This window comes from Mesorhizobium sp. M0496 (assembly GCF_040321205.1).
In the GTDB taxonomy this organism is placed as follows: Bacteria; Pseudomonadota; Alphaproteobacteria; order Rhizobiales; family Rhizobiaceae; genus Mesorhizobium.
This window is the reverse complement of record NZ_JAMYRC010000018.1, coordinates 61,873-76,825: the sequence shown is the minus strand read 5'-3', so window position 1 is coordinate 76,825 and position 14,953 is coordinate 61,873. Positions and strand designations below refer to the sequence as shown.

Annotated in this window: 11 protein-coding genes; 7 read left to right on the top strand and 4 right to left on the bottom strand. The window is 63.0% G+C overall.

What is annotated here, in order from left to right:
- The first annotated feature begins 41 nt into the window (after positions 1–41).
- The 4 genes from NKI73_RS17105 to NKI73_RS17090 all read left to right on the top strand — a co-directional run bounded on the left by NKI73_RS17105 (position 42) and on the right by NKI73_RS17090 (position 6,152).
- Positions 42–3,788: a hydantoinase B/oxoprolinase family protein gene (locus tag NKI73_RS17105; protein ID WP_352631647.1), complete on the top strand. Its 3,747-nt coding sequence runs from the start codon at positions 42–44 to the stop codon at positions 3,786–3,788.
- 31 nt (positions 3,789–3,819) lie between these two features.
- Positions 3,820–5,118 (top strand): BtaA family protein, encoded by a 1,299-nt coding sequence (locus NKI73_RS17100; protein ID WP_352631645.1) that lies wholly within the window; start codon positions 3,820–3,822, stop codon positions 5,116–5,118.
- Entirely contained in the window at positions 5,115–5,780 is a 666-nt protein-coding gene (locus NKI73_RS17095) for a class I SAM-dependent methyltransferase (protein ID WP_352631644.1), read from the top strand. The genes NKI73_RS17100 and NKI73_RS17095 overlap by 4 nt, the downstream gene beginning before the upstream one ends.
- Positions 5,781–5,843: 63 nt before the next feature.
- Positions 5,844–6,152 (top strand): HigA family addiction module antitoxin, encoded by a 309-nt coding sequence (locus NKI73_RS17090; RefSeq protein WP_352631691.1) that lies wholly within the window; start codon positions 5,844–5,846, stop codon positions 6,150–6,152.
- A gap of 21 nt (positions 6,153–6,173) precedes the next feature.
- Here NKI73_RS17090 and NKI73_RS17085 read toward each other — a convergent pair whose 3' ends face one another.
- Positions 6,174–7,553, bottom strand: a complete 1,380-nt coding sequence (locus NKI73_RS17085; protein WP_352631642.1) for a serine hydrolase domain-containing protein — start codon at positions 7,551–7,553, stop codon at positions 6,174–6,176.
- A 281-nt stretch (positions 7,554–7,834) separates the two neighbouring features.
- Between NKI73_RS17085 and NKI73_RS17080 the strand changes: the two genes are divergently transcribed.
- A complete protein-coding gene (locus tag NKI73_RS17080) occupies positions 7,835–8,635 on the top strand; it encodes a glycoside hydrolase family 25 protein (RefSeq protein ID WP_352631640.1) in 801 nt (266 codons plus the stop codon).
- A 186-nt stretch (positions 8,636–8,821) separates the two neighbouring features.
- A complete protein-coding gene (locus NKI73_RS17075; RefSeq protein WP_352631639.1) occupies positions 8,822–10,009 on the top strand; it encodes a lytic murein transglycosylase in 1,188 nt (395 codons plus the stop codon).
- A gap of 102 nt (positions 10,010–10,111) precedes the next feature.
- Here the strand turns inward: NKI73_RS17075 and NKI73_RS17070 are convergent, their stop codons facing one another.
- Entirely contained in the window at positions 10,112–11,332 is a 1,221-nt protein-coding gene (locus NKI73_RS17070) for an alanine racemase (protein WP_352631637.1), read from the bottom strand.
- Between the two features lie 206 nt (positions 11,333–11,538).
- Here NKI73_RS17070 and NKI73_RS17065 point away from each other — a divergent pair, with 206 nt between their 5' ends.
- Positions 11,539–12,456, top strand: a complete 918-nt coding sequence (locus NKI73_RS17065) for a DMT family transporter (protein WP_352631635.1) — start codon at positions 11,539–11,541, stop codon at positions 12,454–12,456.
- Between the two features lie 439 nt (positions 12,457–12,895).
- On the opposite strand, the gene metF is transcribed toward NKI73_RS17065, so the two are convergent.
- Together metF and NKI73_RS17055 are read right to left on the bottom strand one after the other, a co-directional pair.
- Positions 12,896–13,813 carry a methylenetetrahydrofolate reductase [NAD(P)H] gene (metF, locus tag NKI73_RS17060; protein WP_352631633.1) on the bottom strand — a complete coding sequence of 306 codons (918 nt, stop codon included), beginning with the start codon at positions 13,811–13,813 and terminating at the stop codon, positions 12,896–12,898.
- Positions 13,813–14,835, bottom strand: a complete 1,023-nt coding sequence (locus tag NKI73_RS17055) for an ArsR/SmtB family transcription factor (RefSeq protein WP_352631631.1) — start codon at positions 14,833–14,835, stop codon at positions 13,813–13,815. Before NKI73_RS17055 ends, metF begins: the two co-directional genes overlap by 1 nt.
- Positions 14,836–14,953 lie beyond the last annotated feature (118 nt).

Here is a 14,953-nt window from a genome sequence, read left to right as displayed (position 1 = left end):
ATTAACAGATTGCATCGACAAAATTGCCGGGAGCATGCCGCATGACCGCGAAGTGGGATTTCTGGATCGACCGCGGCGGTACATTCACCGACGTTATCGGCAAAGATCCGGAAGGCGGGCTGCATCCCCGCAAGCTACTTTCCGAAAATCCCGGAGCCTATACCGATGCCGCTATCCAGGGCATTCGCGATCTTCTCGGCCTGTCCTCCGGCGACGCGATCCCGCCCGGCCTGATCGGCGACATCAAGATGGGCACCACGGTCGCCACCAATGCGCTGCTGGAGCGCAAGGGCGACCGCGTGCTTTTGCTCATCACCAAGGGCTTTCGCGATGCGCTGAAGATCGCCTATCAGGCGCGCCCGGACATCTTCGCCAAGGAGATCATCCTTCCCGAACAGCTTTACGAGCGCGTCATCGAGGTCAACGAGCGTGTGCGCGCCGATGGCCGCGTCGAACAATTGCTCGACATCGCCGCCTGCTGGCCGGCGATCGAACAGGCGAAAGCCGATGGCATCGATGCCGTGGCCATCGTCTTCATGCATGCCTGGAAATATCCCGATCATGAGAAGGCGGTGGCAAAAGTCTGCCGCAAACTTGGTTTCGCCCAAGTCTCGGTCAGCCATGAGGTCTCGCCGCTGATCAAGCTGGTCGGCCGCGGCGACACCACGGTGGTCGACGCTTATCTGTCGCCGATCTTGTCGAGATATGTGCAAAGGGTGGCGGGAGAGTTGGGCGCGGCGCCAATCTCCCCCCTTGTGGGGGAGATGTCGGCGAAGCCGACAGAGGGGGGCGCTGTCCCGCCGACGCCTCATTCTGCCACGCCCCCCTCTGCCCTGCCGGGCATCTCCCCCACAAGGGGGGAGATCAGCCAATCTCCTCATCTCATGTTCATGATGTCGTCCGGCGGACTGACCGCCGCCGACATGTTCCAGGGCAAGGACGCGCTGCTCTCCGGTCCGGCCGGCGGCGTCGTCGGCATGGTCGAGACGGCCAGCCTCGCCGGCTTCGACAAGGTCATCGGCTTCGACATGGGCGGCACATCCACCGACGTCGCCCATTATGACGGCGAGTATGAGCGCGCCTTCGACACCGAGGTCGCCGGCGTGCGCATCCGCGCGCCGATGATGCGCATCCACACCGTCGCCGCTGGCGGCGGCTCGATCCTGCATTACGAGGCCGGCCGCTTCCGGGCCGGACCCGACTCGGCTGGCGCCAATCCCGGCCCGGCCGCCTACCGGCGCGGCGGCCCGCTCGCCGTCACCGACGCCAATGTCATGCTGGGCAAGCTGCAGCCCGATTTCTTCCCGGCCATTTTCGGACCCGGCCAGGACCAGCCGCTCGATGTCGGGACGGTGCGGGCAAAATTCGCCGAACTGGCGGCTGAAATCGGCGATGGCCGCACGCCCGAGGCTGTTGCCGAAGGGTTCGTCACCATCGCCGTTGAGAACATGGCCAACGCCATCAAGAAGATCTCCGTCCAGCGTGGCTATGACGTCACCGAATATCTCTTGAACTGCTTCGGTGGCGCCGGCGGCCAGCACGCGTGCCTGGTTGCCGACGCGCTCGGCATGGAGGCCGTGCTGATCCATCCCTTCTCCGGCCTGCTCTCGGCCTATGGCATCGGCCTGTCCTCGGTCTTTGCCTCGCGCCAGCAGGCGCTTCTGAAACCGCTTGCCGAAGAGTCCAGGACGGAGATCGGCAACCTCATTGCCACCTTGAAAAAAGCCGTCATCGCCGAACTCGCAGTACAAGGCATCGCCGAGGATGCGGTTGCCGCGAAGCCGGTGCTGCACATTCGTTATGACGGCACCGACACGACACTGCCGGTGAATTTCGAGGAAGACTCGATTTTCCAGGCCAGGCGCGATTTCGAAATCGCCCACAAAGCACAGTTCGGTTTCGTCTACGACGACAAGCCGATGATCGTCGAGACCGTCGGCGTCGAAGGCACCGACACCGGCGGCACCGGCCGCGACGAAAGTGAATCGCAAATCGAAGACCTTGCCGTAAGCCCTTCGCAAACCCGCGAAATCTTCACCGAGGGCGAGTGGCGTGCTTCAGGCATCTTCCGGCGCGAGGCGCTGAAGCCGGGAAACAGGGTTGCAGGTCCAGCCTTGATCATCGAGCCGAACCAGACGATTGTCGTCGAGCCGGGCTGGCAGGCCGAAATCACCGCCAGGAACCATGTGCTCCTGCGCCGCGTCGAGAAAAAGCGCCGGCAGGCAGCGCTCGGCACCGAGGCCGATCCGGTCATGCTGGAGGTCTTCAACAACCTGTTCATGTCGATTGCCGAACAGATGGGCGTGACACTGCAGAACACCGCCTATTCGGTCAACATCAAGGAAAGGCTGGATTTCTCCTGTGCCGTCTTCGACCGCACCGGCGCACTGGTTGCCAATGCGCCGCACATGCCGGTGCATCTGGGCTCGATGGACCGTTCGGTCGAAACCATCATCCGGTTGAATTCCGGCGACATCCACCCCGGCGACGTCTTTGCCCTGAACGCCCCCTACAATGGCGGCACGCATTTGCCCGACATCACGGTGGTGACGCCGGTGTTCGACGACGCCCAACACGAAATCCTCTTCTGGGCCGCCTCGCGCGGCCATCATGCGGATATTGGCGGCACGGCACCCGGTTCGATGACGCCGCTTGCCACCACCGTCGACGAAGAAGGCGTGCTGTTCGATAATTTCCGCATCGTCGATCGTGGCCGCTTCCGCGAGAAGGAGCTGGAAACGCTGCTCACTGACCACCGCTACCCGGCCCGCAACCCGCACCAGAACATCGCCGACCTCAAGGCGCAGATCGCCGCCAACGAGAAGGGCGTCGCCGAACTGCGCAAGATGGTGGCGCATTTCGGCCTCGATGTCGTCGAGGCTTATATGGGCCATGTCCAGGACAATGCCGCCGAAAGCGTGCGCCGTGTGCTGGAGCGGTTGCCCGACAGTTCGCAGTATGAATATCCGACCGACACCGGCCAGGTCATCAAGGTGAAGATCACGGTCGACCGGCAGAAACGCGAGGCGACCGTCGACTTCACCGGGACGTCACCGGTCATGAACAACAATTTCAACGCGCCCGAACCGGTCGCCCGCGCGGCCGTGCTCTATGCCTTCCGCGTCATGGTCGAGGACATGATCCCGATGAATGCCGGTTGCCTGCGGCCCATCAACATCATCATTCCCGACGGCTGCATGCTGAAACCCGCCTACCCCGCAGCCGTCGTCGCTGGCAATGTCGAGACCTCGCAGCACGTCACCAACGCGCTGTTCGGCGCCATGGGCGCCATGGCCAACGCGCAAGGCACGATGAACAACCTCACCTTCGGCAACAAGCAATATCAATATTACGAGACGATCTGTTCCGGCTCGCCCGCCGGCCAGATGAACTCCGGCCGCGGCTTTGCCGGCACCTCCGGGGTCCACACCCACATGACCAATTCGCGCCTCACCGATCCGGAAGTGCTGGAGTTGCGCTTTCCTGTGCTGCTCGAGGATTTCCACATTCGGGAAGGTTCCGGTGGCAAGGGCAAATGGAGCGCCGGCGACGGCACCAAGCGCACCATCCGCTTCCTCGAAAAGATGGAATGCGCGATCCTGTCCTCGCACCGCAACCGCCCGCCGCGAGGGCTGGATGGCGGCGGCGATGGCGAGGTCGGCTCGACCAAGATCCGCCGCAAGGACGGCACTATCGAGGTGCTGAAAGCCTGCGATCAGACCGTGCTTCAGAGCGGCGACGCCGTCATCCTGACGACGCCGACGCCGGGCGGATTCGGCAAGCTGTAAGGAGGCGTCAACAGGCTGTCACCGGCTTGTCATGACCCTGGGCTACCCGCTTGCGGCAAAGCAAATGGGGAATCATCTTGCCATGACGGACGTCTCCGCAGATCTGGTTTTTCGCCGCGGCAAGGAAGTTGGGAAGGCTGTCTACCAGAACCGTCCGCTGTCGAAGGCCGGCATTTCGGAGCGGTTGTTCGCCTTCCTGTTTTCCGGCCTCGTCTATCCGCAGATCTGGGAAGACCCCGATGTCGACATGGAGGCGATGCAGCTTGGCCAGGGTCACCGCGTCGTCACCATCGCCTCGGGCGGCTGCAACATCCTGGCCTACCTCACCCGCTCGCCGGCACGGGTCGACGCCGTCGACCTCAACGCCGCGCACATCGCGCTGAACCGCATGAAGCTGGAGGCGGTGCGCCACCTGCCTTCGCAGGGCGATCTGTTCCGCTTCTTCGGCGCGGCCGACACCAGCCACAATTCGGAAGCCTACGACCGTTTCATCGCGCCGCATCTCGACCCGGTCAGCCGTCACTACTGGGAGCGCCGCAACTGGCGCGGTATCAGGCGCATCGCCGTCTTCGACCGCAATTTTTACCAGACCGGCCTGCTTGGCCTGTTCATCGCCATGGGCCATCGCACGGCAAAGTTCTTCGGCGTCGACCCAGCCGGTATCATGCAGGCTCGCAGCCTAGGCGAGCAGCGCCGTTTCTTCCATGAGGAGCTGGCGCCGGTCTTCGACAAGAAGCTTTTGAAATGGGCGACGTCGCGCAAGGCCTCGCTGTTTGGCCTTGGCATTCCGCCGGCGCAGTACGATTCGCTGATCACCTCGGGCGACGGCACCATGGCCAGCGTGCTGAAGGCCCGGCTGGAAAAGCTCGCTTGCGATTTTCCGTTGCAGAATAACTACTTCGCCTGGCAGGCCTTCGCCCGGCGCTATCCGAACCCCGGCGAGGCCGCCCTGCCCGCCTATCTGGAAAAGCAGAACTACGAGACCATTCGCGGCAATGTCGACCGCGTCGCCATCCACCATGCCAATTTGATCGAATTCCTCGCCGGCAAGGATGCCGGCGCGGTCGACCGCTTCGTCCTGCTCGACGCACAGGACTGGATGACCGATGACCAGCTCAACGCACTGTGGGCGGAAATCACCCGCACCGCGTCGGCCGGCGCCCGCGTCATCTTCCGCACCGCCGCTGAGCCCAGCCTGTTGCCGGGCCGGGTCTCCAGCTCGCTGCTCGACCAGTGGGCCTATCAGGACGAGGCGTCGCGCGAATTCTCGGCCCGCGACCGCTCGGCCATCTATGGCGGCTTCCACCTCTATGTGAAGCGTGCGGCATGAGCACGAGCGAGCTGCCGACCAGCCATGCCGAGCTGATGGACGGCGTCTACCGCTGGCAGCGCCACATCTATGACCTGACCCGCAAATACTACCTGCTCGGCCGCGACCGTCTGATATCAGGGCTCGACGTCCGGGCCGGCGGCACCGTGCTGGAACTCGGCTGCGGCACCGGCCGCAACGTCATCCTGGCCGCGCGCCGCTATCCCGACGCGCACTTCTTCGGCCTCGACATTTCGGCCGAAATGCTGGAGACAGCCGGCGCCGCGATTGCCCGCGAAAACCTGTCGGGCCGTGTCATGCTGGCAAGGGGCGACGCCACCGACTTCGATGCAAAGGCACTCTTCGGCATAGAACGGTTCGACCGCATCTTCGTGTCCTATTCGCTGTCGATGATCCCCGGCTGGGAAAAAACAGTATCGGCGGCACTTGCCGCGCTGTCACCGAACGGCTCGCTGCACATTGTCGATTTCGGCCAGCAGGAGGGCCTGCCGCGCTGGTTCCGCGCATTGCTGCGCGGCTGGCTGAAAAAATTCCACGTCGCGCCACGTGATTCGCTACGCGAGGTCCTGGAATCGGAATCTCGGCGAACCGGTGCAAGCTTCCGTTTCCGCACGCTTTATCGGGGCTATGCCTGGCGGGCGGTAATCAAGATCGCTTCCTGAATATTGCAATTGGGAAGGCACGGTGCTCCAATTCCTCAATGAGGCGGAGCAGTTGTGAGGAAGATGTTGATGACCGCACGAAAGCCAGCAACGGTTGGCGAAATTCTCACAGAAGAATTCATGCAACCGCTTGGCCTTACGCAGGCAGCTTTGGCCGAGGCGATGGGGGTCCAGCGCAAACATGTCAACGAATTGTGCAACGACCGCCGCAACGTGACGGCGGCGACCGCGCTTATTCTGGCACGAGTGTTCGGCAACAGCCCGGATTTCTGGTTGAACGTCCAGCGCCGCGGCGACCTCTGGCAGGTCATGAACTCGCCCGACGAGCGGGCGCGGATTGATCGCGCCAAGCCTTTGGCGACAGCAGCATAGCAAGAGTTGCGGCGCGCTAATCTAATGCAGCGCCTTCACCAGCGCTCCGACCATCGTCTGCGGCCGGTAGCCGAGCTTGGCCGGCGTCAGGCCCAGCCGCACCACCACCAACTGCTCCGAAGGAATGATGGCGACCGTCTGCCCGTCATGGCCTTCCATCCAATAGGTGTCCTTGGGCAGTCCGGCGGCAACGCCGGCGCCGGGGTTTTCCTCATCGCCCGGGGCCTCGATCCACAGCTGGCCCTTGCCGTAGACTTTCGACGCCGATGCCGGCTCTCGCATCCAGTCGACGAAGCCGGCCGGCAGGATTTGGTTGCCGTTCCACACCCCGCTTTGCAGCAGGAACTGACCGAAGCGCGCCCAGTCATGCGCCGTGGCGTAGAGATAGGACGAGCCGACGAAAGTGCCCTGCTCGTCGGTCTCCAGCACCGCGCTGTGCATGCCGAGCGGCTCGAACAGCGCCGTGCGCGGCCACATCAGCGCCTTGGCCTTGTCGCCGATCGCGTCCTGCCAGAGGCGCGACAGCATCACCGCCGTGCCGCTCGAATAGGAAAACATCTTGCCGACCTCGGCCGCCAGCGGCTTGGCCTCGGCGAAGCCCGCCATGTCGGGTTCGAGATAGAGCATGCGCGTGACGTCGGCGACGTCGCCATAATCCTCGTTGAACTCCAGCCCGCTCGACATCGCCATCATGTCGGCAAGGCTGATGGCAGTGCGGCCGTCCGCCTTCCACGGCCCGAACAGTCCCTTGTCGGTAAAGGCCATCTTGCCGTCCTTGACCAGCGTGCCGACGATGGCTGCGTTCACCGTCTTGGTCATCGACCAGCCGAGCAGCGGCGTCTTGGCGGAAAAGCCGTCGCCATAGCGCTCGGCGACGACGCGGCCATTCTTGACCACCACCACGGCGCGCATGCCGCTGCCGTTCAGCGCCGCATCGTCAAGCAGCTTGGCAATCACCGGATGCTGTGATGCCTCGACCCGCTCGCCTTCCGGCCACAGCGCATCCTGACTGATCGCCGACGGCTCGGCATGGATTGCCGTGTGCCGCGCCTTGCCGACATCGCCGTCGGGAACCGAAGCGCAGCCCAGCCCGTCGCGGGCTACGGCGACGCTCTTGCCGAGGAAGCCGAACAGGCCGGCAGACACCGTTCCCCGGTTCTTGTCCACCGAGACCCGCATCAACCGCAGCAACGGGTGCCCAGGCGCCTGCACGTCGACGGCGAGCACCTCATTGGCGTCACGACCGGCGATGAAGACGTTCGAACAGACGATCTTGGCCGAGTAACCCGAGCCGACGCGGATCAATTCGGGCGGCGCGATATAAAGCCATGCAAAAAGTGCCGCGATCGCCAGCACGAACAGGCCAAGCAGCCATTTGACGATCTTGACGACGATCCGCATTTCTTTACTCCGGGGCCCGCCCGACCTTATGTCATCGATTTGCCGCCATTGCTTCCGCAAATCATGGTGCTTGTCGAGCGCCGTCAACGGTTTATCAACCATGATCGGCGATCACAGAGATGCATGTCGCCCAAAAGTGCGCAGCGGTTTTGGGACAACGACATGCACAAAAAATGGATAGGTTGGGCGATGCTGTGGGGCGATCGCTCGAAGAGGCCAGTCGAGGGGCCACCCGCAACAAAACCCATCAGCGACCGGCTGAATCCGGCTCGGGAATTGCGATGCGCCGTCTTGCGGGCCTCATCATGCTGACGCTGCTTGGCGCCTGCTCGACTATGGACGATCTCTCGCCGCTGTCGCCGTCCGCGTCGAGCAGCCCGACGGTCGCCGTGCATGCGCCGCGCTTTGCCGATTCCAAGCCGCATGAATGGGAAAGCGGCGCGCCGTGGAGCTACGCCGTCCACGGAACCGATGTCTCCAAATACCAGACCTCGGTCGATTGGCCGGCAGCCAGGGCCGGCGGCATCTCCTTCGCCTTCATCAAGGCGACCGAGGGCGGCGACCGTTTCGACGAGTATTTCAACGAGCATTGGGCGCGCACGAAGGCTAACGGGATTCCGCGAGCCGCCTATCATTTCTACTATTTCTGCACGCCGGCTGCCGTGCAGGCGCGCTGGTTCATCCGCAACGTCCCTGTCGATCGCTCTGCGATGCCACCGGTCCTCGACATGGAATGGAACCCGCAATCGCCGACCTGCAGGCTGCGTCCCGACGCGGCCACGGTGCGCGCGGAGATGACCACCTTCCTCGAAATCGTCGAACGGCACTACGGCAAGAAGCCGATCATCTATACCTCGGTCGACTTCTTCGACGATAACGAGTTGTCGAACTTCCGTGGCTACCCCTACTGGCTGCGCTCCGTCGCCGGCCATCCGCGCGAGAAGTATGGCAGCCACCCTTTCACCTTCTGGCAGTACACTGGAACGGGCATCGTTCCGGGTATGACCGGCAAGTCCGACATCAACGTCTTCAACGGCAGCGAAACCGCCTGGAATAAGTGGCTGCGGCAGAACACCCGCTGACACCGGGAAACGGCAGCGAAGCCGCCCGCAACAAGGGACTGCCGCACAACACCCGTTGACACCGGGCCTGCCGCCTGCTTTTCGACACAGCCAGCGGTAAAGTCTGCAACCGCCGGTACTCCAGAGCTCCGCGCCCAGATGGACGCGCAAGGACGCCCCGGAATTCTGAATGTCGAAAGGAAGCTGATGCGACTGCGTTCCAAAGTCCTCGCGGCTGCGCTCACCCTGTGCGCCACGGCCTTGCCGGCGATGGCGCAGGAATGCGGCGGTGACTTCGAAGCCTGGAAGCAGGGCGTGGCGGTGGAAGCCAAGGCGGCTGGCGTTGGCCCCGTCGGTCTCGACGCGCTGGAGGACGCCACAATCGACGAGAAGGTTCTGGCACGTGACCGCGCCCAGGGCGTCTTCACCCAGACCTTCATCGAATTCTCCAACCGCATGATCTCGGCCTATCGGCTGAAGCAAGGTGCGGCGAACCTGACGAAATACGCCGATGTCTTCGCCCACGCCGACCAGCAGTTCGGCGTCCAGGCGCCGATCATCGCCGCCTTCTGGGCGCTGGAGACCGATTTCGGCGCCGTGCAGGGCGATTTCCACACGCTGAGCGCTTTGGTGACGCTTTCCCATGATTGCCGCCGCCCGCAACTGTTCCGGCCACAGCTGGTGCCGCTTCTGGAACTGATCGATCGCGGCGTGGTGCCGGCCGATGTCAGGGGCGCCTGGGCCGGCGAGATCGGCCAAACGCAGGTCCTGCCTTCCGACTATCTGGCGCGCGGCGTCGATGGCGATGGCGATGGCAAGGTCGACCTGCGCGGCAGCGTGCCGGACGTGATCATGACCACCGCCAACAAGGTGCTGTCGCGCGGCTGGAAACGCGACGAGCCCTGGATCCAGGAAGTCCGCGTGCCCGAAGACATGCCGTGGGACCAGACCGGCCGCACCAACAAGCTGCCGCTGTCGCAATGGGCCCAATGGGGCGTCACCAACCCCGACGGCACGCCGCTCATCGACAACGGCCTCAAGGCCGGCCTGGCGCTGCCCATGGGCCGCAAGGGCCCCGCCTTCCTCGCCTATGACAATTTCGACGTCTATCTCGAATGGAACCAGTCCTTCACCTACGCGCTGACCGCGGCAAACCTCGCCGCACGGCTGGGCGGGGCAAAGCAGTTCGACCCGCGCAATCCCGAGACCGGTCTCGACAGCGAGCAGATGAAGGCGCTGCAGACCAAGCTTGAAGCCAGGGGCTACGATGTCGGCACCGTCGACGGCATTTTGGGCACCAACACCCGCGAAGCGATCCGCAAGGAACAGATGCGGCTTGGGTTGCCCGTGGATGGCTGGCCGACGCCGGAGCTGTTGGCAAAGCTTGGCGAATAGCGAATAGCGAATAGCGAATAGCGAATAGCGAATAGAAGGTAATCCTTCCTTGCTGCTGTCTCAGCAAATCTTCCCTATTCGCTACTAGCTATTCCCTATTCGCTAATCCGCCATCGTCTCCAAACTCGCAAACCCCTGCGGTGCGTCGCCCTCGTCGAAGGGCGTCGTCACCTCGACGAAGGTGTCGGGATAAAAGCCGTTGAAGCGGGTCCTCAGCGACAGCGAATAGGCGCCGATATGGCCGATCTCGATCCAGTCACCAGTGTCGACCGTTTCCGGCAGCCAGAACGGCCGCGACAGGATGTCGACGGAATCGCAGGTTGCGCCGCAGACCTTGAACGGCACGATGTTCTTTTCCTCGCCATTGCGCGAGCGGATCGCCGGATCGGGAATGAAACGGGCTGGCAGGGTGATCTTGCCGGTCCATGAATCCGACAGCGACGCCCAGATGCCGTCGTTGATGTAGAGCCGCTTGCCCTTGCGCAGCAGCACCCGCACGATCAGCGACAGGCAGCGCGCCACGATCACCCGGCCGGGCTCCGCCACCAGCGGCATCTGGTCGAACTGATACTCCTTCAGATCGCCCGACAGCCGCGACATGATCTGGCCGAGCGACGGCATTTCGATCTGCTTACGGTTGGGATCATGGCCGTATTCGGCGGGAAAGCCGCCGCCGACGTCGAGCCCGGCAATGTCGAAGGTCAGCCGGTTGCGCACCCAGTCGGCCGAGGCAAGCGCCCGCTCGTACGTGTCGGGATCCTCGATCTGACTGCCGACATGGAAGCACAGGCCAACCTTGTAGCCGGTGCGGTTCAGACGCTCGGCCAGTTCCACCGCATAGGCCGGACCTGCACCGAACTTCTTCGACAGCTCGTAGGCGGCATGCCCCTTGGTCTGCACCCGCACGAACACGCTGATCGAGCCCGGATCGATGTCGAGTGCCCGCACCACCCGTGTCAGCTTTGTGATCTCGTCCTCATGGTCGAGTGAAATGACACGGATGGCGTATTTCTCCAGCGCCAGCTTGATGTCCGACTGCGCCTTGACCGGATGCATGTAGAGCATCTCGGCATCGGGAGAGACCGCGCGCACGGCGGCGAACTCGCCCGGCGAAGCAACGTCGAAAGCAGCAACGCCAGCTTCGACCAGGGTCTGCAGCACGATCTGCTCGCCATTGGTCTTGACCGCATAGGCGGTCTTGCCGGGGAACATGCCCATGAACTGCCTGGCGTCGGCCATCAGCACCTGCGGGCGAAAACAATAGACCGGATCGTCCGGACGAAGCGCCAGTGCCGCCTCGCGGGCATTTTCGAATCGCTGCATCGACGAATCCTTGACCTAGCCTGCGCACAATTAATCCAAGCTAGCGGCTAATGAAAACAATTCTGTGTCTCGCGGCGCTGACGCTACGGCGTTAGGTCTTGGCGTGAAGGTTTGCCATCATCAGGTTTCGGGTGGCCCTTGTGGCGGAACCCGATATGCGTTGTGCCTGACCGGTTGGCATTCAGGCCGTCTGGGGGACGTTTCACATGGCGATAGCAACGACATCAACATTACGCGGGCCGATGGTGCTCAAGGACTGGGGGCAACTCCTGCTGCTCGGTGCGATCTGGGGCGGCTCGTTCTTCTTTGCCCGCATCGCGGTGGCGGAACTTCATCCGCTGGTGCTGGTGCTGTTTCGCGTCGCCATCGCGGCAGTCGCACTGCATATCTATCTCGGCCTGCGTGGCCCTTCCTTCCGCCTCGCGCTACCACATGCCGGCCTGTTCTTCCTGCTGGCATTCACGAACAACGTCGTGCCCTTCTCGCTGATCTTTGCCGGCCAGACGGAGCTTGGCGCCGGTGTCGCCTCGGTGCTCAACGCGACGACGCCGTTCTGGACGCTGATCCTCGCCAACGCGCTGACATCGGACGAGAAGCTCTCCTGGAACAAGCTCGCCGGCATTGCGCTCGGCATCGCCGGCACGGCCGTCATGATCGGCCCCAGCCTGCTTGCCGGGCTCGGCGGCCCGGTCTGGGCCAAATTCGCGCTGATCGGCGCTTCACTGTCCTATGGCATCGCCCTGATGGTCGCCCGCCGCTTCAAGGGCGTGCCGTCGCCGGTCATCGCCACCGGACAATTGACCGCCTCGACCATCATCATGATCCCGATCGTGCTCTTCACCTATGGCCCATCAGGCCTGTTCCTGGCCTCGCCGCCGGTCTGGGCTGCGGTGCTGGCGCTGGCGCTTTTGTCCACCGCCTTCGCCTACATCCTCTATTTCAATCTCGTTGCCTCGGCCGGCGCCACCAACGCTTCGCTGGTCACGCTCATCGTGCCGGCCAGCGCCATGCTGCTCGGTTTCCTGTTCCTTGGCGAGCGGCTCGAACTGTTCGAAATCGGCGGTGTGGTGCTGATCGCGCTCGGCCTCGTCACCATCGACGGGCGACTGTTCGCAAGACGTTAGCCGTGTGTCCAACTGGACGCGCCGTACCGCGAAAGTCGAATTCGACTTTCGCGGTAGCGCTGCCATGACACGACAGAGACACATCACCGCCATAATTTATTCACAGGCCTGAAGCCGGCTTTTGCCTAGGAGTTTCAACGTCTAACGGCAAAAAGCGGGTCGCGAATTCCACAATCACGTCGCAATGCAGCACATTTTCTGCTTGCCTGTGGCATAAATGAACCTAGACTCCTAGGCATAGCTCTTTAAGAGGAGGCTATGTCATGGGACTTACGAGGCCTATCAACGCATTGATGATCTGTGCTGCGTTCGCCTTTATCGGAGCCCTCATTATGGGCTTCCTTCCCTGAACCGCCAAAGCGGGGAAGACCAGCACCCAAATAGGTCCAACCAATTCAAAAGGCCGGGTTTTTCCCGGCCTTTTGTTGTCGGGTCGACCTCATGCAGCGGCTGATCCGGCGACCTCCGCCTCATGCGAGCGGATGCCGATCATGTGGCAGACGGCGAAGACGAGGTCGGCGCGGTTCATGGTGTAGAAGTGGAAGTCGCCGACCCCACGCTCGACCAGGTCCATGACCTGTTCGGCCGCCACCGCCGACGCCACCAGCGCATGCGTCTGCGGGTCCCGGTCAAGGCCCTCGAACCGTTCCGCCAGCCAGCCGGGCACATGCGCGCCCGCCCTCGCGGAAAAGTTCGCGACCTGCTTGAAACTGTGAACCGGCTGGATGCCCGGCACGATGGGTATGTAGATGCCGGCGCGGCGGACGCGCTCGACATAGCGCTCGTAGAGATCATTGTCGAAAAAGAACTGGGTGATGGCGCGCGTCGCGCCATTGTCGACCTTGCGTTTCAGCATCTCGATGTCGGTAGCGAAATCGGGGCTTTGCGGATGCTTTTCCGGATAAGCCGCGACGGAGATGTCGAAATCCGCGATCGTCTTAAGCCCGGCGACCAGCTCCGCGCCATTCTCGTAGCCACCGGGATGCGGGCGATAGGGTTCGCCGACGCCGGAGGCCGGGTCGCCGCGCAGCGCCACGAATCGGTTGATGCCGATCGACTTGTAATCCTGGATGACCGCGTTGACCTCGTCGCGCGTTGCACCGACGCAGGTCAGATGCGCCGCGGCAGGAATATCGGTTTCCGTCAGGATGCGCTTTACAGTGCGCGCGGTGCGCTCGCGTGTCGAGCCGCCGGCGCCGTAGGTTACCGAGACGAATTTCGGCTTCAGCGGCTCCAGCCTTGTGACCGTGTCCCACAGCTTGGCCTCCATCTCGTCGGTCTTCGGCGGGAAGAATTCAAAGGAAACCCTGACCTTCTCGCCAATGTCGGGGCGGCGGGAAAAACGGAACTGGTTCATCAGGCGATTTCCCCTATCGAGTTCATTTTGGCTTGCCGGGCATCGTTGGGAGGATCGGCGATCAGCAGGCGCCGGTCGCGGCCAAGCCAGAGCTTTACAGTGAGCCTGGCCTCGTTGCCGCCGCGCGGCTCGAACTCTTGGGCTTCTTCGAGATCGAGCCCGGCTTCCGCAAACCAGTCGACGATTTGCCGGTCGGAAAAGCCGAGCCGCATATGCGCATGCTCGTCGCGCAGGAATTCCAGCGTGTGCGGCGCGAAGTCGACGATGACCAGGCGCCCGGCCGGACGCAAAAGCCGCGCCGCCTCGTGGATGGCGCGGGCGGGATCGTCGAGATAGTGCAGCACCTGATGGATGGTGACGAGATCGAAGGCATCGCGCTCGACCGGCGGCGCGAAGATGTCGCCCTGCCGCACCTGCGCGTTCGAAACGCCGGCCTTGTCGAGATTGGCGCGCGCCACGGTCAGCATTTCGCGCGACATGTCGATGCCGACACCGCGCCGGTAGAGCGGCGAGAAGATTTCAAGCAGCCGACCGGTGCCGGTGCCGAGATCCAGCATCGACTGGAACGGCCGTTTGCCGACTAGCTTCAACATTGCGGCTTCAACGGCGCGGTCCGGCACATGCAACGAACGGATATGGTCCCAGCTCGCCGCATTCACGGAAAAATACTCGACCGCGCGATCCTGCCGCTTGCGCTTGACCGAGGCCAGCCGCTCGAGATCGCGCTCGACCTGCGGATCGGCACCGCGAATGCCGGAAACCAGCCCCATGACGAAGTCCCGCGCGGAATCCGCGTCCGACAGGCGGAAGAAGGCCCAAGACCCTTCCTGGTAGCGGCCGATCAGCCCGGCCTCCAGCAAGAGCTTCAGGTGCCGTGAAACGCGCGGCTGCGACTGGCCGAGAATTTCGGTAAGATCGGAAACGGTGAGGTCGCCGCGCGACAACAGTGCCAGTATGCGAAGCCGGCTGGATTCGGCCGCCGCCTTCAATGTATCCACCATGGTGTCGAGCGAGACATGCATCAGCGTATTCTCTTTGAAAAGATATAAACATATGTTTATGTCGATTTTCGAAACCTTGCAAGCGCTATGTCGCTTCCGGACAAGAAAATGGCGCTTGCGTGGCCGCTCGGTGCCTGTT

What these genes read in the sequence shown, in the direction of transcription:
- NKI73_RS17065 (WP_352631635.1), top strand. Translation starts at nt 11,539, where the DNA reads ATGGCGATAGCAACGACATCAACATTACGCGGGCCGATGGTGCTCAAG.
- NKI73_RS17100 (WP_352631645.1), top strand. Translation starts at nt 3,820, where the DNA reads ATGACCCTGGGCTACCCGCTTGCGGCAAAGCAAATGGGGAATCATCTT.
- NKI73_RS17095 (WP_352631644.1), top strand. Translation starts at nt 5,115, where the DNA reads ATGAGCACGAGCGAGCTGCCGACCAGCCATGCCGAGCTGATGGACGGC.
- NKI73_RS17055 (WP_352631631.1), bottom strand. Translation starts at nt 14,835, where the DNA reads ATGCATGTCTCGCTCGACACCATGGTGGATACATTGAAGGCGGCGGCC.
- NKI73_RS17080 (WP_352631640.1), top strand. Translation starts at nt 7,835, where the DNA reads ATGCGCCGTCTTGCGGGCCTCATCATGCTGACGCTGCTTGGCGCCTGC.
- metF (WP_352631633.1), bottom strand. Translation starts at nt 13,813, where the DNA reads ATGAACCAGTTCCGTTTTTCCCGCCGCCCCGACATTGGCGAGAAGGTC.
- NKI73_RS17075 (WP_352631639.1), top strand. Translation starts at nt 8,822, where the DNA reads ATGCGACTGCGTTCCAAAGTCCTCGCGGCTGCGCTCACCCTGTGCGCC.
- NKI73_RS17085 (WP_352631642.1), bottom strand. Translation starts at nt 7,553, where the DNA reads ATGCGGATCGTCGTCAAGATCGTCAAATGGCTGCTTGGCCTGTTCGTG.
- NKI73_RS17105 (WP_352631647.1), top strand. Translation starts at nt 42, where the DNA reads ATGACCGCGAAGTGGGATTTCTGGATCGACCGCGGCGGTACATTCACC.
- NKI73_RS17090 (WP_352631691.1), top strand. Translation starts at nt 5,844, where the DNA reads ATGTTGATGACCGCACGAAAGCCAGCAACGGTTGGCGAAATTCTCACA.
- NKI73_RS17070 (WP_352631637.1), bottom strand. Translation starts at nt 11,332, where the DNA reads ATGCAGCGATTCGAAAATGCCCGCGAGGCGGCACTGGCGCTTCGTCCG.